Annotated in this window: 12 protein-coding genes; 10 read left to right on the top strand and 2 right to left on the bottom strand. The window is 69.5% G+C overall.

All coding sequences use genetic code 11. The annotated features are described in order from the left end of the window. Positions 1 to 124: 124 nt before the first annotated feature. The 9 genes from ACZ4FH_RS34430 to ACZ4FH_RS34470 all read left to right on the top strand — a co-directional run bounded on the left by ACZ4FH_RS34430 (position 125) and on the right by ACZ4FH_RS34470 (position 15,415). A complete protein-coding gene (locus ACZ4FH_RS34430) occupies positions 125 to 6,070 on the top strand; it encodes an RHS repeat-associated core domain-containing protein (protein ID WP_467309694.1) in 5,946 nt (1,981 codons plus the stop codon). 472 nt (positions 6,071 to 6,542) lie between these two features. Further along, positions 6,543 to 6,791, top strand: a complete 249-nt coding sequence (locus ACZ4FH_RS34435) for a hypothetical protein (protein WP_467309696.1) — start codon at positions 6,543 to 6,545, stop codon at positions 6,789 to 6,791. A 944-nt stretch (positions 6,792 to 7,735) separates the two neighbouring features. Continuing rightward, complete coding sequence (locus tag ACZ4FH_RS34440) at positions 7,736 to 8,005, top strand: hypothetical protein (protein ID WP_467309697.1); 270 nt, start codon at positions 7,736 to 7,738, stop codon at positions 8,003 to 8,005. A 244-nt stretch (positions 8,006 to 8,249) separates the two neighbouring features. Continuing rightward, entirely contained in the window at positions 8,250 to 9,113 is an 864-nt protein-coding gene (locus tag ACZ4FH_RS34445) for a Dyp-type peroxidase (RefSeq protein WP_467309816.1), read from the top strand. 60 nt (positions 9,114 to 9,173) lie between these two features. Further along, on the top strand, positions 9,174 to 9,668 hold the full coding sequence (locus tag ACZ4FH_RS34450) for a GNAT family N-acetyltransferase (protein WP_467309818.1): 495 nt from the start codon (positions 9,174 to 9,176) through the stop codon (positions 9,666 to 9,668). 147 nt (positions 9,669 to 9,815) lie between these two features. Further along, positions 9,816 to 12,452: a Tox-REase-5 domain-containing protein gene (locus tag ACZ4FH_RS34455; protein WP_467309699.1), complete on the top strand. Its 2,637-nt coding sequence runs from the start codon at positions 9,816 to 9,818 to the stop codon at positions 12,450 to 12,452. Between the two features lie 103 nt (positions 12,453 to 12,555). Next, positions 12,556 to 13,275: a hypothetical protein gene (locus ACZ4FH_RS34460; protein ID WP_467309701.1), complete on the top strand. Its 720-nt coding sequence runs from the start codon at positions 12,556 to 12,558 to the stop codon at positions 13,273 to 13,275. Between the two features lie 150 nt (positions 13,276 to 13,425). Next, entirely contained in the window at positions 13,426 to 14,145 is a 720-nt protein-coding gene (locus ACZ4FH_RS34465) for a DsbA family oxidoreductase (RefSeq protein ID WP_467309703.1), read from the top strand. Between the two features lie 205 nt (positions 14,146 to 14,350). Continuing rightward, positions 14,351 to 15,415 (top strand): aminotransferase class V-fold PLP-dependent enzyme, encoded by a 1,065-nt coding sequence (locus tag ACZ4FH_RS34470; RefSeq protein WP_467309705.1) that lies wholly within the window; start codon positions 14,351 to 14,353, stop codon positions 15,413 to 15,415. A gap of 19 nt (positions 15,416 to 15,434) precedes the next feature. Here the strand turns inward: ACZ4FH_RS34470 and ACZ4FH_RS34475 are convergent, their stop codons facing one another. Beyond that, positions 15,435 to 15,920 (bottom strand): MarR family winged helix-turn-helix transcriptional regulator, encoded by a 486-nt coding sequence (locus ACZ4FH_RS34475; protein ID WP_467309707.1) that lies wholly within the window; start codon positions 15,918 to 15,920, stop codon positions 15,435 to 15,437. Positions 15,921 to 16,167: 247 nt separating this feature from the next. Here ACZ4FH_RS34475 and ACZ4FH_RS34480 point away from each other — a divergent pair, with 247 nt between their 5' ends. After that, a complete protein-coding gene (locus tag ACZ4FH_RS34480) occupies positions 16,168 to 17,262 on the top strand; it encodes an alkene reductase (protein ID WP_467309709.1) in 1,095 nt (364 codons plus the stop codon). Between the two features lie 70 nt (positions 17,263 to 17,332). Here ACZ4FH_RS34480 and ACZ4FH_RS34485 read toward each other — a convergent pair whose 3' ends face one another. Then, complete coding sequence (locus tag ACZ4FH_RS34485; RefSeq protein ID WP_467309820.1) at positions 17,333 to 21,418, bottom strand: carboxypeptidase regulatory-like domain-containing protein; 4,086 nt, start codon at positions 21,416 to 21,418, stop codon at positions 17,333 to 17,335. Between the last annotated feature and the right edge of the window lie 476 nt (positions 21,419 to 21,894).

Below are 21,894 nucleotides of genomic sequence, written 5' to 3' on the forward strand. Positions count from 1 at the left end.
GCCGGCCTTTTATCTGTGGTGGCTGCCCGGGGGGGGGCTTCGTGCGGTGGTTGGTTTTTCCGGGGGGGCGACCCGGGCCGGGGGGGGGGGCCGGCCGGGGGCGGGCAACGACCTGTCGGTGGGCATGACGGGGAACACCTTCACGAAGACCCTTTACGTATCCGTGTTCGCACCATCCGGCAAGACCCTGGTCGACCGACAGTTCGTCTCCGCGGGCACGGATGCCTCTGTCGGCTTGGCCGATCTCCCCGAAACGGGGACCTATCAGGTCGCATTCGAACCCTTTCAGGCCGGCACAGGGTCTTTGAATGCGACTCTGTCCACGGACGTACACGTCACGGCTGCGCTGGACAGTGCCTCCGCGACCGCGCACTTGCTTCGTCCGGGGCAGCGTGTCCAAGCAGAATTCACCGCACCGGACTCCGCCGTGCTCGGCTTCGCGATCACGGGGAACAGTGTCGCCAAGAGCACAGGTGTCTACGTAGTCAGCCCGTCAGGTACGCAGACCCAGCTGGGATCCATCCTGGGCAAGGCCTCCGGTACCAAGTACATGACGGGTCTGACCCCCGGAGCGGTCTACACGTTGGTACTCCAGCCGTCCCAGGCAGCAACCGGCGACCTGACGCTCTGGCTGTCCACGCCGCTCCTGGTCGGCGAGCCGACCGCCACGGGCCCGACCGACGGTACGACGGCACGTCCGGGGCAACCCCTTGAGTTCGTCTACACCGCAGCCACCGGAGACGGTGCAGCGATGCGCCTTACCGGTGGGACGACCACCAGCGCCACCATTGCCCTGATCACACCGGACGGCGTCGCTGACGACAACGCCTCGACGTACACCGCCGGAAGCGGCGAAGTGGACCTGCGCGGTGCCCTCGCCCCAGGCATCCACCGGGTACTGGTGAACCCCGACCAAGCCATCACCGCTCCCGTCACCATCAGCGGCACACTCGTCCCCGACCTGATAGCAGGGGCGTTGACGGTCGGCGGTGCCAAAGTCTCCGCAGCCATCACGGAGGCCGGCCAGAACGGGCGGTTCACATTCACCGGCGCCAAGGACCAACTGCTCACCCTTGCCCTCGACACACCCCCCTTCGCCTGGTACCTGTCGGTCCGGGGGCCTGACGGCAAGCTCCTGGTGGACGAGCGCTATCTAGGCGCCACCACCCTCACCACCGCCCTTCCGAAGCTTCCCGCCGGCGGCGTCTACACCGTGACGGCCGATCCGTACGGGCTGGCGACCGGCACGATCAGTCTGGGGATCAAGACCACAGGAACGCTGGCCCCCACTTCATCGGCGCTCACCTCCACCGCCAAGGCCGCGCCCTCGACAGCGCAGCCGTCCGTGCTTCCCGAAGGACCCGACGCCTGGCAGCCCGGAAAAGCCCAACTGGCAGGCCGTGACTGGCTCACCACACGCGGAGCCGCCCCGAAGGCTCCTCAGCGGTTGAGGGCACCGCCCGGCCGAACGGCACTCACCGGACGCGTTCTCAAGCTCGACGGCGCGCCTTTGGCCCGGGTCTCGGTCAGTGCCGGCGACAGTTCGACGCGCACGGACGGCAAGGGCCGGTTCCTGCTCGCCGGAATCAGCGACAGCACCACGACGCTGGTGGTCGACGGTTCGAGCGCGAACACGGTCCAGCGCCAGTACGGCCGTTTCGACATTCATGTCCAGCCCAAGGCGGGCAGGAGCACCGATCTCGGCTTCCCGGTGTGGATGACCCCGCTGGACACCAAGCACACGGTCACTTTCGACGCCCCGGCCAAGACCGAGGTCGTCCTGAAGACCCCCGAAATCCCCGGCCTTGAGGTGCGGATCCCCAAGGGTTCGGTCGTCCGTGACGACAAGGGCAAGCCCGTCACCGAACTCGGCATCACCGCGATCCCGATCGACCGGCCGCCCTTCCCGCTGCCCAAGAACAGCGTCGTCCCCGTGTACTTCACCGTGCAGCCCGGCGGCACCTACGTGTTTCCCAAGGGCGCGCAGGTCATTTACCCGAACTACACGCACGAGGCCCCCGGAACCAGGGTCGAGTTCATGGACTACGACCCGGAGAAGAAGGGCTGGCACGTCTACGGCAAGGGCCGGGTTTCCAAGGACGGGCGCCAGGTCGTGCCGGACGCCAAGACCCGGATCTGGTCCTTCCACGGCGCCATGTTCAACATCGCCGACCTTGTCCCGTGGGACATCTCGTGGCTCAAGGACGCGATCGACTGGCTGTCGGGCGACCCGGTCCAGCTCGGCACCGGCATGCTTACCGATTCCCGCACCGATCTGGCCGTCTCCGACCCGCTGGGCTCTGCGGAGATCACCCGTACCTACTGGCAGGGCGACACCCGCAAGCGCGCCTTCGGAATCGGCCGAGACCTCACGTACAACGCCTTCCTGCACTCCGAGGAGCAGTACAAGGAGGTCGACCTCTACCTGCCGGGCGGCGCGAAGATCCACTTCACGCGCACCTCGGCCGGAACGGGGTGGAACGACGCGGTTTTCGAACCCCTCGACACTCCCACGGGATTCCAGGGCTCGAAGATCACCAACATCGACTCCACCTGGCAGCTCAGGTTCCGTGACGGCACCGTCTGGGTCTTTCCCCAGTACGCGGCCCTGAAGGAGATCCGCGACCGCCACGGCAACACCACCACGCTCACCCGCCGCGACGGCAAGAAGGGAGAGATCACACGCATCGACACACCCGGCGGGCGCTGGATCTCCCTGGCCTACGACGCCGAACACCGGATCACGAAGGCGACCGACAACATCGGCCGCTCCACGTCGTACACGTACGACACGGCCGGACGCCTGGAGACGGTCACGGACCCGGCCGGCAAGGCCAGTTCGTACACGTACGACGGGACCTCGAACCGCATCGCGACCGCCAAGGACGCGCGTGGCATCACGTACATGACCAACACGTTCCAGGCGGACGGGCGCGTCAAGAAGCAGGTTCTCACCGAGGGCGCGGAGTACTCCTTCGCGTACACCGAGACCGGCACCGGCCAGGTCACCTCCGCCGAGGTGACCGAGCCGGGCGGAGCGGTGCGGCGTGTCGAGTTCGACACCGATGGGTACGGGGTCCGGGACACCGCCGCCTATGGTTCGCCCCTGGCACGGACGACGCAGATCGTGCGCGGCCCGAAGCACCGCATCGACGCGGTCGTCGACCCGTACGGCCGGCGCACGGAGCTGACGTACGACGCCAACGGGTACGTGACCCGGTCGGTCGAACTCGCGGGCACGGCGGACGCCCGGCCCTCGGGCACCGCGGTCTACGACGGCCCTTACGACCAGCCCACCAAGACGACCGATGTGTTCGGCAACGACACCGTCTTCGGCTACGACGGCGAAGGCAACCTGCACACGGTCACTGACTCCGAAGGCCGCACCACCACGCTCACCTACGCATCCGACGGCCAGGTCAGGACTGCGACCGACAACGCCGGAGCGGTGAGCGAATACACGTACCGCAACGGAGACCTGGTCTCGGTCAAGGACGCGGAAGGCCGGGTGTCGTCCCAGTTCACGGACGCCGTCGGCCGGGCCTCCGTACTCACCGACACGGTGGGCTCGCGCACGACCGTCGCCTACGACAAGCTCAACCAGCCCCGCACCGTGACCGACGCACTCGGCCAGACCACCGGCTTCGACTACGACGAGAACGGCAACCTCACCAGCCTCACCGACGCCAGGAACAACACGGTCGGCTGGACCTACGACAACGCGGACCGTCCGAAGTCGACCACCGACGCCCTGGGCGCACAGGCCACGTTCGAGTACGACGCGGCCGGCTTCCTGAAGAAGGCCACGAGCCGGGGCGGCAAGGTGGCCACCGCCACGTACGACCTCCTCGGCAGGTCCAAGACCACCGCGTACGGCGTCGACATCGCCGGCCAGGCCGAATCCACCGTCACCTACGCCTACGACGCGCACGACCTGCCGCAGCAGATCACCGACTCCCAGGCCGGCAACCAGACCTTCACCTACGACACCTACGACCGGCCCAAGACCGTCACCGGCCCCAACGGCACCGTCGCCTACACCTACGACGCGGCCGACCGTCGCGAGACGATGACCGCGGCCGGGCAGACCACCACGTACGGCTTCGACAAGACCAGCATCCTCACCTCCGTCACCACCGGAACCCAGACGGTCGGGTTCGGACTGGACGCGGTGGGCCGGGAGAAGACCGCCACCCTGCCCGGCGGCATCACCCGTACCACCGGCTACGACAAGACCGGCACGGTCAAGTCGATCGCCTACGCCAAGGGCGCCACCACCATCGGCGACCTCGTCTACACCCGCGACGACCGCGCCCTGCAGACCGGCCTGACCGGCTCCCTCGCCAACGTCGCACTCCCGGCCGCCGAAGCGGATACAGCCTTCGGCAAGGACAACCGCATCACCACCTTCGCCGGCCGCTCCTTCACGTACGACGCCGACGGGCAGCTCACCACTGACGGCGTCCGCGACTACACGTGGAACGCCAGGGGCCAGCTCTCCGGCCTCACCAAGGCCGGCCAGAACAGCACCTTCGGCTACGACGCCCTGGGCACCCGCTCCACGAAGACCATCGCCGGGACCACCAACAAGTTCCTCACCGACGGCAGCAACCCGCTCGTCGAGCAGAACGCCTCCGGCGACACCGCGGCGACCGTGGCCACCTCCGGCCTGGACCAGTACCTCACCCGCACCGAGAACGGCGCCACCCAGATCTACCTCACCGACGCCCTCGGCTCGATCATCGGCCTCGCCAACACCGACGGCACCGTCGCCACCACCTACACGTACGACCCCAACGGCACGACCACCACCACCGGTGCGGACTCCACCAACCCCTACACCTTCACCGGCCGCGAGAGCGACGACACCGGCCTCCTCTACTACCGCAACCGCTACTACGACCCCGAAACCGGCCGCTTCATCTCCCAGGACCCCATCGGCCAGGCCGGCGGCACCAACCTCTACCAGTACGCCCTCTCCTCGCCCACCACCTACACCGACCCCTCCGGCAACAACCCCCTCATCGCCGCCTGCGCCATCAACGGCGCCATCGACGGCGGCCTGACCTGGGCCTTCCAGCGACTGTCAGGCCGCAAGGTCAACTGGGGCGACGTCGCCAACGCCGCGCTGATGGGCTGCATGCTCGGCCAGATGGGCGAGTACCTGAGCATGGTTGTGGCGGCCAGGGGCGCGGCAAGGGCAGGCAGTTGCCTGGCCCCGAACAGCTTCACCGAAGACACGCCGGTTCTCATGGCTGATGGCACCCTCAAGCCGATACAGGACATCAAGGTCGGTGACAAGGTACAAGCTGCCGACCCGGAGACGGGCGCCACTGGCCTTCGCACCGTCACTGCCCTCATCGAGGGGCAAGGGGAGAAACAGCTCGTCGATCTTGTCATTGACACCGACGGATCCAAGGGCACGACTACCGGCGATATCACTGCCACTGATGGCCATCCCTTCTGGGTGCCCAACTTTCACCAGTGGGTGGATGCCGGAGACCTCCAGCCCGGGCAATGGCTCCAGACCAGTGCCGGCACCTGGGTACAGATCACTGCCACCCAACACCGTGCCGAGTCAACAACGGTCTACAACCTCACCGTTGACGACTTCCACACGTACTATGTGCTCGCGGGCAAGACGCCGATCTTGGTGCACAACGCCTGTGGTCCTAACGCTACGTTCCATTGGGACCCCGCAAATCAACATGCATCAATTACTGTGAGGTCTGGGGATCGGACAGTGACGACTGATGCTTTTCCTGACTACGTGGAACCGCCATGGGGTGGCATCGAGAGTCTCAACCTTCCCCGTATCGTCAAAGCTCCTGGAGGAGGAGCATTCACACACGATTTCACGCTTCCGAATCCCGAGGGAGCTATGGCACACATCGACGAGTTGTTCGCAAGGCCAAGTTACATGTTCGGCGAATGGAATAAGGCGAGTAATAGCTGCATTACACACTGCGCCGATATTCTTAGAGCGGGCGGCCTCGATGAGTTCCTCCCGGGTGGGCCGGGAACGTCTTTGCTCCGCAGCTATATCCCGCCCTGGTTGTATGGAAAGTAAGGGGGTCGACTGAGCGTGGACGCGTATGTGAATCCATATCAGGTGTTTATCGATGTTCTAGCCCATCGCCATGCGGGTGCTCATCGGCGAGCTCTGACCGGAGACTTTGTCGCTGCATATGCGGAAGTAAACCACCTTCTTGCACGCACCAAAGGAAAACTGGCAGATGCGGTGTGGTCGGACTGCGCTGCCGAACTTGAGCGATGCATGAGTCTCTATGAATCAGCGTGGCGATGCTTCTCCGTAAAGGTTAGTGACGGTGTTTCGGTTGATGATGTGGGTGCCGCCTCGTCTCCGTCGTTAGGGCCGGAAACGACGCAGGCATTTCAAGCAGCTGTAGACCGGCTCGGGGCGGCGCTCGACGTCATAAGAAGAGAATCTCGCTTAGTCGGGTGTGTGAGCTGGGCTCGCTAACCTCGATGTTTCGTACGCCCAGCAGAATCTGGAGGTTGGCCATGTAGATGGTTGATCGTTGGTCGTCACCGGCAACCGCCACTACCGGAAACACGTACGCACCTACAGCCTCACCGTCGCAGAGCTCCACACGTACTATGTGCAGGCGGGCGGCACGCCGGTCCTGGTCCACAACTGCAGCTACCCGAAATTCAGCTGGGTTCAGCGAAATATTCTCGGCAAGCAGCCGGAGGCCAACGGAACCGTCGCAGATCTCAAGGGAAAGATCGGTTGGGACGTTCCCATCTTCCTGTACAGGCTCAGATAGTGGACGGTTGCGCTCTCCAGCGGGCTGACCGTAGCCCAATGAAAGGTCAGTGTATGGAACGTTCCGACATCATGCGATCGCTGTTGCGGTGCACTGTTCAGGGGTTCGTTGAAATTCGGTCAACGGCGCGGCACGGAGTGGCAGAAACGGAGGCCGCTGCCCTGGGGGTCGCCCCGGGGTTCACGCATGCGGGCACGTACATCTCCGGGGTCGCCCGTGTCTGCCGGGCGGTGAGAAGCGCCTCCACCGAGGGCGCTGATGGGCTGACGGCGCTGGTCAGGGGCTGGTCGAACGCTGACTCGGCTGGGCGGTTCTGGTTCGGGGAGGTGGTGCGGGATTGCGCGGGGGAGGCTGCGGCGCATCAGCTTGCCGCAGCCTGCCGTGACGGATTCCGGGCAACAAATTCGGCCACCCGGTTCAAGCGGGGTGCGCCCGCTGGGCGGGTTCGGTCGAATTCGGCAGCCTGGTGTGATGAAATCCTTTCGGCGGGATTCGAGGACATAATCGAAATTGTCGGACGGGGGCCTGTCGTCGAAGGCGGCGAAGCGGCGAAGGAGATCGAGTCGATCGCAGATACATGCCATCGGGTCCCCTATCCGCAGGATCTCCCTACCGTGATTAAATCGTGGCTCATTACGCATTACCTGAAGGATGCTTGGGCATCGAATTCACAGGCTGGGCGGGAGTGGTGCCGGGCCAGGTCCGCGCGGACCGATGTGCGCGTTCCGAACGGAATTCGACGGGTTATCTCAGTGCCTTGACCCAGGTGTTCGCCATGGCCGCATCCCGTCCGATGGGCAGGGCTGTTGCAAGATCACCCGACCTTGCAACAGCCCTGAGCGGCAGTCAAGGAACTTGCCAAGATCGCAGCCGATGAGCTGGGCATCACCGATGCCCTGGGCTGCTTCACGACCGGCGCACTCGGTGCCTGCGGCGCCACCGCAGTGAGCGTCATCTCCAGCGCGGTCGGCGGAATCGTCGGCAAGCTGGCCAAGAAGTACGCGGTGCCGTGGAAGTGGAAGAAGGCGGCGGAGCTCGGCAAGCGCCTCTGGAAGCTCGGCGAAAAGCTGATCAGTGGGGTCAAGAATTGGCTCAGCAAGTCGAAAGCGGTCTGCAGGGCTGCAGAGAACAGTTTCATCCTCAACACCGGGGTACTGATGGCCGATGGGACCTCGAAACCGATCGAGAAGGTCAGGATCGGCAACGCTGGTTGAGAGAGTTGATCGTTGGTTCCGGGGCCAGGTGAGGGAGGGCTGCGTGAAGCGCAGGGCAGCAGTGAGTGCCGCCGCAGGTGTTGTTCTGGTCGGCGGTGGGGTGTTGGCCGGGCGGCAGGTGCTTGCGGTAGGTGCGGAGGAGGCTGGTCTTCCGGCGCATCTGGGGGGAGCGGCGGTCGGGGCGCACGCGGTTCTCTTGGGGCTTGATGCCCATGGGCGGGGTGCGGGGGTTTCGGGGAAGGCCATGCGGCGGGTTGTGCAACGCGTCGAGGCCGTGCGGTCCGAACGGGTGGGGGCTTGGGCCGGGCTCGGGGAGTCGCTTGTTCGGCGGGGTGGGAAAGCGGTGCGGCAGCTGGCCGTCATGCCTGCGTTTGCCGGTGATGTTCTTGACCCGGCCTACGTGCACGGGGATCTGCTTCTGCAGTGTGTGGGGACGGATGCCGGGCAGGTTCGGGCGGCTGTTGAGCGGGTTCTGGGTGGGCTCGACGGGTGGCGGGTGCGGTGGCGGATTGAGGGGTTTCGGGAGGAGAACCGGGTCGAGGCGGGGCGGGCGTTGGCGCGGAATCCGTTTCACTTCACCGAAGGGTTCGGGAATCCGGGGGATGCGCGGGGTGTGGTCGACCGGGCTCTGGTCCGGGAGGGGCAAGGGGAGCCCGCGTGGGCCGTTGGCGGTAGCTACCAGGTGGTGCGGATCGTGCGGCTTGCTACCGAGTTGTGGGACAAGGACAGCGTCGGGGAGCAGGAGCGCATCATCGGGCGGCGCAGGGACGGGCGTTGGCTCGACGGTGCGCCGAAGGGGGAGGAGCCCGGCTTTGCTGCTGACCCCAAGGGGAGGGTCACGCCGCTGGACTCGCATGTGCGGCTTGCGGCGCCGGATCGGCGTAACCCGCCGGAGATGGTGCGCCGCGGGTACAACTACGACCGTGGCGACGGGGACAAGGGGCTGATCTTCACCTGCTTCCAGCGGGACCTGGTGCGGGGGTTCGAGGCGGTGCAGAAGCGGCTGGAGGGGGAGGCGATGGCGAAGTACATGCTGACCTTCGGTGGTGGGTACTTCTTCGTGCCGCCGGCCGGGGACGCGTGGGTGGGGGAGTTGTTTCCCGGCTGAGGTGGGCCCCGGGTGGGCGGGGTCGGCAACCGCACCGCCGTCCCGCGCGTCTCCATCCGCATGATCAGAAACGCGACGCTCGACGATCTCGACGCCATAGTCCGGCTGCACACGAAGGCGCGGGCCACCTACTACGAGGGGCATCTGCCGGAGGACGAGTACGCCGGGCCGGCGGAGGTCGGGCGGAGTCGGGAGGGGTGGGCCGGGGCCATTGAGCGGGTCGGGGCGACGGTGCTGGTCGTGGAGGAGGAGGGCGGGGAGGTCTCGGGGGTGGGGGCGTACTCCGTGCGGGACGGGGTGATGCATCTGACGCAGCTTCATGTGGCGCCGGAGCGGTGGCGGGAGGGGATCGGGTCCGCGCTGCACGAGGTGTGCGTGGCGGCTTGGCAGCGGGAGGGGGTGGCGGAGGTGCGGCTTGAGGTGTTCGTGCACAATCTGCGGGCCCAGGCGTTCTATGCGGCGCGCGGCTGGGTGGAGGATCCGGGGCTCCCGCGCGCGGGGGATCATCTGACACTCTGTCTCGCGGTGCCCGCGGCTTCCGGTTCGGTGGACTGACCCTCCGCCGGGTGGGCCGTTGGGCCTCGGAAAGGGCCCGTTGTGGGGTGAGTTGGGTCCTGGGACCCATGACTCCGGAACCCCGGGCTGCGTAAGCTGGGACGTCGTGATTTCTGCCTGCGGGCAGCGCTGGTGGGGGAGCTGGTCATGTCTGCGACTGGTGGAATAGCCGCGTACGGAGGGTTCGGACCGACCCCCGGCGCGGGACGCCGGGAGTTGCCGCGCTCGATGGGCGCGGTCCGGATGCTGGTGCACGTCCTGTTCGGGGCGACGCTGCTCGGTGCCGCCGGGCTGTTCGGCTCGGCGCTCGCGGCCGACGCGCTGGACGGCGTGGTCATCGGGCTGCTGGTGTACGGGGCCCTGCCAGGCGTCGCCGGATGGCTGCTCTCGCGGCGGGTGTGGACCGGCGGCAGGGGCGTGTGGGCCGGGCTCCTCGCCGTACAGATCTGGCTGATCATCGGCGGCATATCCAACGCCGCCGACGGGTCCATGCGCGGGCTCACGCAGATCTTCCTGCCGGTGCTGGTCCTGATCTTCCTCACCCGGCCCCAGAGCCGCGAGTGGTTCCGGCTGCCGGCCGGCCAGCGCGAGGACAAGCCGGAGTTCTCCCTCCCGCACATGATCACCTGGCGTCGCGACCGGGGGCAGTCCGCCCTGGAGTACGTCGGGCTCGTCATGCTCGTCGCCGCCATCGTCGTCGCGCTGCTGCTCAGCGGCGTGGGCGGGCCCATGGCCGACCGCTTCCAGGAAGCCGTCTGCTCCGTCACCGGTACGTCCTGCCCGGCCAAGGGCGGCGGCAGCGAGACCGTCAACGCGGGCGACAGCGCGGGCGGCGCCGACTCGGCCGGGCCCGGTGACGGCGCCACCGTCGTCGGCGGCGCGGACGGCGGCGGTGCCGACGGAAGCGGCGGCAACGGCTCCAATGGCTCCAACGGCGGCAACGGCTCCAACGGCTCCAATGGCAACGGTGGCGCGGGCGCGAACGGCGGCGCGGGCGCGAACGGCGGCGCGGGCGGCTCCGCGAGCGGTAGTGCCGGTGCGAGCGGTGGTGCCGGAGGAACCGATACGGGCGGTGGCGCCGGCGGCACCAGCGGCGGCCCGGCCGGTACGGACTCCGCGGGCGGTGCCGACGGAGGCGCGAACGGTGCCGACGGAGGGGCGAACGGCGCCAACGGCGGCGCCGACACCGCCGGCGGCGCGAACGGCGGTACGGACACGGCCGGTACGGACACCGCCGGTACGGACAGTGGCGGCACCGGCGGTCCCGACGGGCCCGGCACCGACACCTATCCCGAGGACTCGGACGAGCCCGAGGCCGCCTACGACGACATCAACGTCTCCGGCGAGGACGACTCGGGCGACGACGGCGGGTCCGACGGCGGCGACAAGGAGGACTGCAGCGGCTGGGGCTTCTTCGGCTGCGCCTGGGACCGTACCGCGCAGGTCGGCAAGGGCCTCTTCGTCGACGGCGTCTGGGGCGACGTCACCGGGGTCATCGACCTGTTCAAGCCGTCCACCTGGTCGGGCATCGCCGACTACGGCAAGCAGCTCGGCAGCGACTGGATGGACGACTCCAAGGGCGCCGTCGACAAGTGGAAGGACGGCAACTACCTGGGCGCGCTCGGTGACTGGGGCAAGGCGTCGTTCAACACCGTCGTGAAGGTCGGCGACGACATGTTCGTCGGCGACGACGTGCGCGAGCGGTGGAACAACGGCGAGAAGACCCGCGCCGTGACGGACGTCGTCTGGAACGTCGGCTCGCTCTTCATCCCCGGCTACGACGTCGCCAAGGTCATCGGCAAGACCAGCAGGCTCGGCAAGATCGGGAAGATCGCCTCCGAGGTCGCGGAGGCCGCCGACGACGCGGGCAAGGCGTCGAAGCGGGCCCGCAAGGCCGCCGAGGCCGGAGACGTCGACGGAGCGCGCAAGGCCGCCAAGGAGGCCGACGACGCCGCCGACGAGGCCGAGGACGCGGCCCGCAAGACCGGCTGCTCCATCGCCTCCGGATCCCTCGGGCCACGGACCCGTTACGGCGGGACGGGGGTCGCCGGATCCGGTACGGGGGTGCTCGCCGCCGGTCCGCCGGACCATGTGATCCTCGCCGACGACGGCTGCGACGAGGCCGCCAAGGCCAAGGCCGAGGAGGCCCGCAAGGCGGAGCGCGACGCCTGGACCGCCAAGAAGCGCGCCGAGGAGAAGGACCGCGCGGAGAAGGCCCTCAACAACAAGAAGCCGTGGCCCGAGGCCAAGCGCAACGACAGCTCCGACCCGCGCAACTACAACGACCCGAAGTGGGCCGAGAACCTGAACGACCCGGAGCTCGGCTCCGCCGACGCCGGTGACGGCTACTGGGGCAGCCGCGACCGCAACCCCAAGCCCAACTGGAAGAACGAGTCCTGGCTGCGCTACCAGGAGCAGATCACCAACACCAAGCGCGGCAAGGAGTACATCGTCGCCAACCCCAAGGAGGGGAAGCCCCCGGTCGAGTACGACGGGTGGGACTCCAGCAGGCAGACCTTCCTGGAGGCGAAGAACGGCTACAAGAGCTACCTGACCAAGGGCGACAAGTCGACGCTCACCAAGTCCGGCAAGGAGAAGTTCGTCAAGGAGGCCACCGAGCAGGTCGCCGCGTCCGGCGGGCGCGCGGTCGAATGGCACTTCTCCGACCCGGACGTGGCCAAGGCCGCCCGCAAGGCCTTCCGTGAGGAAGGGCTGCCGATCAAGGTCGTCTACACCAAGCAGAACCCGGAGAAGAGCACCCGCAAGGCCGGCGCCTTCGACTAGGGAATCCGGTCACCCGGCGCGCGTCCACTAGCCTGGACGCGCGCCGGTCCGTACGCGCTGCGGCGGCGGAACGCACAACGCTCACGAACGGTGGAGGCAGGACATGCGACGTGTGGTGCGGGGCTTCTGGGGACCTCGGAAGGAGTCGCCCGCGGCGCTCGCGGGCCGCTGGGCGGCCACGCTCGACGCGCTCACCGGACTGCTCCCGGCGGCCGGTTCCGCCCCGGCCGGGCAGCCGTGGACCTGGACCCTCCAGCGCGCGTCCGGCGCCCCCGCGCCCCTCCCCGCCGAGGAGGCCGCGCTGACCGCCGCGCTCCGGGCCGACCACGACTCCCCGGACACCTCCGACGGGGCCGGGCTGAACCTGTCGAGCAGCGGGGAGCCCGGCTGGGAGGTCACCGTCCGGGGACGCGGCGGCGGCGAGTCGGAGTACGTCACCCAGTCCCTCCTGATCACCGTTGTCTCCCCGGACACCGCCGAGGTCCCCGAGGCCGCGCTCCTCGCCCTGCTCGCCGACGTCTGGCAGCCGGACATCGGCGACGTCACCGACGACGACGTCCTCGACGCCCTGGAGGACGAGGCCGGCTACGACTACACGCTCTCCCAGCTCTGCGTCGGCCGGCTCGGCTACCTCTCCCCGGGCCGCGCCGCCCTCGCCCCCGAGGGCGTCGGCACCGCCCGCAAGGAACTGAACGGTCCCGGCGTGCTCCTCGACATCGCCCCGCCCGGCGACACGGACACCGTCGTCGCCGCCTACGAGCGGCTGCGCGACGCGGGGGCGCTGGAGCCGCTGCCCCGGCCGATGAACCGTACGTACCTGTAGGGCGGCCGTATCGACCCGGCCCGACTCGGGCCCGACCCGGCCCGACCCGGGCCGGGAATGACCGGCCGCCGCCGCGCGTTCTCACGGGGAGCGGACGGGCCCTCCCCGCCGCGCGAGCAGCCGCACGAGAGCCTGGAGAGAAGAAGAGTCATGCGCGTCGAGATCTGGAGCGACATCGCCTGCCCCTGGTGCTACATCGGCAAGGCCCGGTTCGAGAAGGGCCTGGCGGGCTTCGCCCACCGCGACGAGGTCGAGGTGGTCCACCGCTCCTTCGAGCTCGACCCCGGGCGCGCCAAGGGCGACACGGGCCAGGTCATCGAGATGCTGGCGACGAAGTACGGGCGCACCGTCGAGGAGGCCCGCTCCATGGAGGCGAACGTCGCGGCCAACGCGCAGGCCGAGGGGCTCGGCTACCTCACCGAGGGGCGCGACCACGGCAGCACCTTCGACATCCACCGGCTGCTCCACCTGGCCAAGGCCCGGGGCCGCCAGGACGCGCTGCTGAACCTCGCCTACCGCGCCAACTTCGCCGAGGAGCGGTCCGTCTACGACGACGAGGTCCTCGTCGACCTCGCCGTCGAGGCCGGTCTCGACGGGGCCGAGGCACGCGCGGTGCTCGCCGATCCGCAGGCGTACGCCGCCGAGGTGCGGGCCGACGAGCAGGAGGCCGCCGAGCTGGGCGCCAACGCGGTGCCGTTCTTCGTCCTCGACCGCCGCTACGGCATCTCCGGCGGCCAGCCCGCCGAGGTCTTCGCCCAGGCGCTGGAGCAGGCGTGGAAGGACCGCCCGCTGACCGCGATCGGCGGCGACGCGGCGGCCTGCGACGCGGACGGCGCCTGCGAGGTGCCCTCGTCCGGCACCTCCGCCTGAGGCACGCGGCGGGGGTGCGGCGCCGGGTCCTCCGCACGGAGGAGGCCCGGCGCAGCACCTCCGCACACGCGCGAGAAAAAGCACCCGGCGCCGCACCCCGCGCCGGGCCTTTGCGTGCGGCTGAAGGACCCGGCACCGGACCCGGCCGGACCCCGGAGCCGGCCGCCTCGTTGACTGCGGGTGGGACGGCCTTCACGCTGGGCCCATGATGATCTCTTCGCTCAGCCGTGCGGTCGCCGCCGAGTTCGCGCCGGAGACCGCCTACCTCAACACCTCCTCCTGCGGGCTGCTGCCCCGCCGCACCGTCGACGCCGTGAAGGCGCTCGCCGAGGAGAACGCCTCCGGCCGCAGGGCCGGTGCGGGCGACTTCGAGGCGGTGGACCGGGCCAGGGAGGGGTTCGCGCGGATCGCCGGGGTCGACGCGGGCCGGGTGGCGGTCGGCAGTTCGGTCGCCGTCCATGTCGGGCTGATCGCCTGCTCGCTGCCGGCCGGAGCCGAAGTCCTCGTTCCGGAAGGGGAGTTCTCCTCGGTCACCAGCCCGTTCGCGGTCCGCGGCGACCTCGCCCTGCGGACCGTTCCGCTGGAGGAGCTGGCCGGGGAGGTGCGGCCGGAGACCGCGCTGGTCGCCTTCTCCTCGGTGCAGTCCGCCGACGGACGGCTCGCCGATCTCGACGCCGTCCGGGCCGCGGCCGCGGCCCACGGGGCCCGTACGCTGCTGGACGCCACCCAGTCCGCCGGCTGGCTCCCGCTCGACGCGGGCGCGTACGACTACACCGTCACCGCCGGGTTCAAGTTCCTGCTCTGCCCGCGCGGCACGTCCTTCCTGACCGTCACCCGCGAGGCGCAGGACTCACTGCCGCCCGTCTTCGCGGGCTGGGTCGCCGGCGCCGACGCGTGGAACAGCCTGTACGCACCGGTCGCCACGCTCGCCCCGGACGCGCGCCGCTACGACGAGCCGCCCGCCTTCCTGCCCTACCACGGCGCCGCGCAGTCGCTGGACCTGCTGAACGAGATCGGTCCCGAGGCGGTCCACGCGCACGCCACCACGCTGGCGGCCCGGTTCCGCAACGGGCTGGCGGGGCTGGGGCACAAGCCGGTGCCGGGGGAGACCGCCGTCGTCGCGGTGCCCGGACTCGGCGACCGGGCGGCGGAGCTGGAACGCGCCGGGGTGATGGTCTCCGACCGGGCGGGCCATCTGCGCGCGGCCTTCCACCTCTACAACACCGTGGCCGACGTGGACCTGGCGCTGGGGGTGCTGGCCGGCCGCTGACCCGCTCCGCGACGGGAGGTCAGGGCGTCTCGGGGCAGTCCGCCGTCTCGCGGCAGAGGTTCTCCTCCACCTTGGCGAGCAGCCGCGCCAGCTCCGTGCGCTCGTCGGCGTCCAGGCCCGCCAGGGTGTGCTCCTCCAGATTCGTCCAGGCCCGCTCCACGTCGGTCAGGAGCGCGCAACTGCTGTCCGTGGCCTCGACCAGCACGGCCCTGCGGTCGGCCGGGTCGGGGCTGCGGCGGACGTGCCCGGCCTGTTCGAGGCGCTGGAGCATCTTGGTGACCGTGGACGGGTCCAGGTCGACCGCCTTGATCACCTCGGACTGCCGGACCGCTCCGGTGTCCCAGAGGCACATCATCAGGTACTCCTGGCCGGGGTAGAGGCCCGTGGCCTTGAGCAGCTTGCCCGCCGCGATCCGGTGCAGCCGCGCGACCCGTGACACGGCATGGCTGACCGGGCCGCCCCGGGCGGCGCCGGGCAGATGGGTACAGGCGGGATCGGAGGTCATCGCGGGCTCCTCGGGCGGGGGTGCGGACGGGCTGCGGGCCGGGCCCCGGACGGCCGGCGCTCCCGGGTCCCGGGCGGTCCGCCAACTTTACCTTGGCCGGCCAATCAATACGCTACAGTGGCACACGCCGCAGATCGTTGGTCGACCACATACTTTTTGTTGGCCGACCACATATCGGTTGTTCCGCCGTACCTGTTTCCTGCCGTGTCCGTTTCCTGCCGTGTCCGTTTCCTCCTGGGGGCTTTCCATGACCACCGCGTTCGACGCGCTCGACCTGTCCGGCACCCCGCTGGCCAACCGCATCGCCCTCGCGCCGATGACTCGCAACCGGGCGGGGGAGGGCGGGACACCCACGGCCCTGATGGCGGAGTACTACGCCCAGCGCGCCTCGGCCGGGCTCCTCATCACCGAGGGCGTCCAGCCCTCCGCGGTCGGCCAGGGCTACCCGTCCACCCCGGGACTGCACAGCGCCGGGCAGATCACCGGCTGGCGCGCCGTCACCGACGCCGTGCACGCGAAGGGCGGCCGGATCTTCGCCCAGATCATGCACGCCGGCCGCATCGGCCACCCGGACCTGCTGCCCGACGGCCTCGTCCCGGTCGGCCCCTCCGCCGTCGCCGCCACCGGACAGGTCTTCACCCCGGAGGGGCCCAAGGACTTCGTGACCCCGCACGCCCTGACCGACGCGGAGGTCCGCGCCACCGTCGCCGACTTCGCCTCCGCCGCCCGGGGCGCGATCGACGCCGGGTTCGACGGGGTGGAGCTCCACGGCGCCAACGGCTATCTCATCCACCAGTTCCTGGCGCCGGGCTCCAACCGCCGCACCGACCACTGGGGCGGATCGCCGGAGGCCCGGATCCGCTTCGCCCTGGAGGCCGTGCGGGCCGTCGCCGACGAGATCGGCGCCTCCCGCACCGCGATCCGCCTCTCGCCCGGCAACCCGTACAACGACATCGACGAGCCCGCCCCCGAGGCCGCCTACCCGGCACTGGTGCGGGCGCTCGAACCGCTCGGGCTCGCCTATCTGCACCTCGTCGAGGCGAAGCCCGGGGACCGGGCGCTCACCGAGACCCTGCGCAAGGAGTTCGGCGGGACGCTCGTCCTCAACCCGGCGAGCGACGGCCCGACCGGCCCGGGGGAACTCGCCCTGGTCGAGGAGGGCGTGGCCGATCTCGTCTCCTACGGCGCGCTGTTCCTGGCCAACCCCGACCTGCCGGAGCGGCTGCGGGCGGGCGGTCCCTTCAACACCCCGGACCGCGCCACCTTCTACGGGGGCGACCACCGCGGCTACACCGACTACCCGGTGCTGGGGAGTGTCCGGCAGACCCCCGCGGCGTCCTGACCGGACGGCTGCCGCTTCCGGCGGCCCGGTGCGTGGCGGGCCCGGCCCGGGGGCGGGCCCGCCGCGGTCCCTATGCCTTCTTCAGAGTGAAGTCAGTGGTCACGGTTCCCTTCTTGACGACCTTGACGGTGGCCACTGTCGGGGCGTAGCCGTCCTTGGCGGCGATCACGGTGAGGGGGTTGTTGCGGGCGTCCAGCCAGAGCGCGTAGTGGCCGTCCTTGTCCGTGATCAGGGTGTACGAGGACGCCCATGAGTCGATCTGTACGGTCGCCCCCTTGAGGGGTGCCGTGGCGCCGGTGGCCGACCTGCCGAGCACCGTTCCGGTGATCTTGCCCCACGTGTTCGGCGGGGCCACCGTCATGGTGACGGGGACCGGTGCCACGGCGTAGGGGGTACTGGTCGCGATGCCGATCCGGGCCGTGAACTCACCGGGCTGGGTGATCTCCTCGACCGAGGCGTTCAACGCCACCGCGACCGAGACGCTGTCCCCCGGGTGGAGTTTGAACTCCGGGAGGTCCAGAGACAGCCAGCTGACGTCCGAGCCGCCGGCCTGGTCGTAGCCGGCCAGCAGTTCCACTGCCGTGGACGGGGAACTGGGAGCGTCGGCCCCACCGACCTTGTAGAAGCCGGGAGCACCGCCGCCGCGGTAGGTCGCCACGTCGGCGTTGGGCAGGGAGGACCAGGTCCCGGCGGCGGGGTCGTAGGCGTACCCCGCATTGGTGAGGGCGCCGCCGCTGACACCGGAGGAGACCAGCAGCAGCCCGTTGGCCGACGTGTAGGACGAGGCCCACACGGTCTTCGGCATGTCCGGCAGAGCCGACCAGGAGTCGGCGGCGGGGTCGTAGGCGTACGCGGACTTCAGCTCACCGGCACTGTTGGTACCGCCGGCGCAGTACAGCAGCCCGCTGATGGTGCCGCAGGATTCCCAGGCGACGTTCTCCGGGTAGTTCGCAGCGGTGGACCACGAGTCGTCCGACGGGTTGTACACCGTCACCGCGGTGGAGCCGCACGTGGTGGTGCAGCCGCCGACGGAGTACAGCCTGCCGTTCAGGACCGCGGAGCCCGCGCCCGCCAGCGGGGCCGGCGAGGAGGCACCGGTCGTCCAGGTGTTGGAGGCGGGGTCGTAGATCTCCAGCTTGGCGTCCGGATCCCCGTCGGCGCCCCAGCCGCCGGCGACGTACAACTTCCCGTCGATGAAGCCGCGGGCCGGTGCCTCCCGGGTGTCGGCCGCGTCGGCCAGCCTCGTCCAGCCGTCCGCCGCGTCGTAGGAGTACAGCGACCGGGTGTCGTCCGTACCGTCGTAGCCGAACGCCGAGTAGATCGTGCCGTCGTTCACGGCGACCGCGTTGTCCATGATGGCCTCGGGCAGATCGGCCACCGTCTGCCAGGCGTCACCGCCTTCGGCCGCAGGGGCCGTGGCAACGGCGGTTCTGCCGGCCTTTCGGCTCTTCGACGACAGGGGCGAGTAGGACCCCTTCTCACTGATCAGCGGGGCGCCCGAAGCGGCCGGTGTGGAGGCGCCGCTCTTCTCGTCCAGCTTGACGGTGGCGTCGGCGCCACCGGTGTTCTTGATCGTGACGGTTCTGGTGGCCGCACCGCCCCAGGCGAGCGGGGCGGTGACCGCGGCGGGGGTGACCTTCAGACGCCCCGCCTTGAGGGAGAAGTTCTTGGTCACGGTCGAGTCGGCGGCGAAGGTCACGGCCTTGGAGGCGCTGGTGTACTTGGCCTTCGCGGCCGTCACCGTCTGCTTGCCGACCGGCGCGAAGGCCCAGAAGAAGCCGTCGCCGAGCGCCGTGTCGTCCGGGGTGGCGGCCGAGGTCGTGCTCACGGCGCCGTCGCCGGTGCCGGTGAGCGTCCCACCAGCGATGCCGGCACCGGTGTTGGCATCGGTGACCTGACCGACGACAAGGCCGCCGGGGACGGCCGACAGGCCGCGGGAACCGATGAACACGTCATCGAGCTGCCACCACCAGCTGAACTTGCCGGTGAAGTGGAACCGCACCCGGACATCGGACTCGCCCGCTTGGCCGGTGAGCGCGACGGTGACCTTGGAGCCGGTGACGGCGGTGGTGTGCGAGGAGACCTTGGTCCAGGTGGCGCCACCGTCCGAGCTCACCTCGACGTCGGCCTTCTGGCCGGAGTACGGCTTGTAGCTGGTCCGGTAGCTCAGCTCGGGCAGCTCCGTGTCCGAGAAGTCGTAGGACGGGCTGGTCAGTGTGGAGTCCTGGACCTTCCCGCTGCCCGCCTTGTCGCTGTCCACGATGGCGAAGGCGCCCGTGCCGCCGGTGGTGTTCGTCCGCTCGCCGGGGTCGTCGAACTCCCATCCGCCGGTGGTGCCCTCGGCGTTGTCGACGGTCCAGCCCTCGGGTGCCGACGTGGTCGAGTCGAAGGGCTCGGTGACGCCCTCGTCCGTCGCGGTGTACCCGGGCGCGGTGCCCGCCCAGGCATCCACCGGCAGGGCCACATTGGCGGAGACCGCCGAATCGCCCACGGTGACGTCCTTGGAGACGCTCCGGTAGCCCGGGTAGTTGCTGGTGACCTTCAGGGTGTACGACGTGCCGGCCGGGAGGTCGACCGCATAGGTGCCGGTGGCCGGGTCGGTCTCGACGGGCGCGCCGGGCACCCCCTCGACGCTGATGGCCGCGTAGAGCGGCCAGCCGTGGCCGGAGCCGTCGGTGACCTTGCCGGACACGGTCCGGGTCGGGACCGGGGTGAGCGCGAGGTTCCTGGTCACCGTGGAGCCGTCGGTGATGTCGACGCCGGGGAAGGTGGCCGTGGTGTAGCCGTAGGCGGCGACCTCTAGGTCGTAGCTGCCGGGCGGAAGAGTCAGCGCATAGGAGCCGTCCGCACCGGACGTGGCCCGGGAGTCGCCCGCGGTGATCTCCGCGCCCGCGACGCCTTCGCCGGTGGTGGTGTCGGTGACGCTCCCGCTCAGTACGCCGTGCGGTCCGCTGCGGAACGCCTGCACGCCGTTGGGCGTGCCGAGACCGGTCGGACCGTCCCAGCCCGTACCCGCACTGCACAGCTTGGCCGGGGTGCAGGAACCGTTGGTGCCGTCCACGACGTCGTTCAGACCGCTGCCGCCGGCCGCGTAGGGGTAGGCGGCCGGGTAGGAGCCCGCGGGCGGGGTGCCGGCGGCCGCGTACACGCCGGCGATGATGGGCGAGGAGGCGCTGGTGCCGCCGTAGACGGCCCAGCCGTCCCCGCCGTAGGTCTGGTAGACCGCGACACCGGTCAACGGGTCGGCGACCGCGGCGACATCGGAGACCGCGCGCTTGTCGCAGTCCGTGCTGACGCCCTCCTGCCAGGCCGGTCGGGCCTCGTAGAGCGAGCAGCCGGAGCCCGGTCCGCCGTAGCTGTTGAACCAGACCGATTCGGACCAGCCGCGGGCGGTGGAGGAGTCCTGCTCCAGGGCCGTGCCGCCCACGGAGGTCACGTACGGGGAGGCGGCGGGGTAGGAGACGCCGTACGCGCTGTCGCCCGAGGAGGCGACCACGGCGACGCCCGGGTGGTTGTAGTGGGCGTCGAACTCGGTGGTCTCCGCCGGGTCCTCACCACTGCCCGGGACGCTGGAGTAGCCCGTGCCGTAGGAGTTCGAGACGTACTTGGCACCCTGCGCGACCGCCTGGTCGACCGAGGCGCCCATGTCCTCGAAGCCGGCGGAGTCGGCCTCGACCAGGACGATCTTCGCGTACGGTGCGGCGGCCGAGACCATGTCCAGGTCGAGGGAGATCTCACCGGCCCAGCCGCTGTTGGCCGCCGGGTAGTCGGTGCCACCGCGCTGGTCGACCTTCTTGAAGCAGCCGTTGTCCGTGGTGCAGGCCGGCAGTCCGTACTGCGCACGGTAGACCGCGAGGTCTTCCTCGGCCGTCGGGTCGTCGTAGGCGTCGACGATCGCGATGGTCTGCCCCGCCCCGCCGTCGGCCGGCAGGTTGTAGGCGCTCCGGAGCGCGGTGGCGCCCCACCCGTCCGGGGTGGCGGCGGCGGGCTGGATGCCCTTGCCGGCACTCACGTCGGTGCGGCGCAGCGCGAAGCAGCGGACGTGGCCGGGCCCGGGATCGGCGCAGGAGGCCTCCACGGACGGTTTCGTGGTCGGGTCGGCACTCGCGGAAGCCGTCGCGGTCGCCGCCGGAGCGGTGAGTCCCAGTAACGCGATGGCTGAGGCGCCGGCCAGGGCGGTCAGCCCCGTCCAGGGGGATCTTGTCCGTCTGGCAGCCGGTCTGGATATGCCGGTGACAGTCAATTGCGTGTCTCCCATGTGATGCACGGGTCGACCACACGCTTTTCAGGTCGACGGCGAATGGTTTTCGCCGTTCACCACTTAGCCGTTATTTGGGAGGCATGTGTCAATGATGCGATCGTTAATTGTTTATTTCTCGCGGATCGAAGCGGTCAGGAGTGGCGTCCGGGTGGGCCGGGCCGGGTCGGCCGTGATGGGCGGTGTGTGCTCGGAGAGTAGTCCGAACACGCCAGGGTGGTGAGTTCCATTTCAGCCACATGATCATGGTTCATGGGGTCAGGGGTTCCGGGGCGGTGCCGGTGACCGGCGCGCCTATTGAGGGAGGGATATTTTCTCGACTGGTTTCGGACATGATTTGTGTAGACACCACGCGTGTGAAGGATGTCTGCTTT

The organism is Streptomyces sp. NPDC024555 (assembly GCF_055559335.1).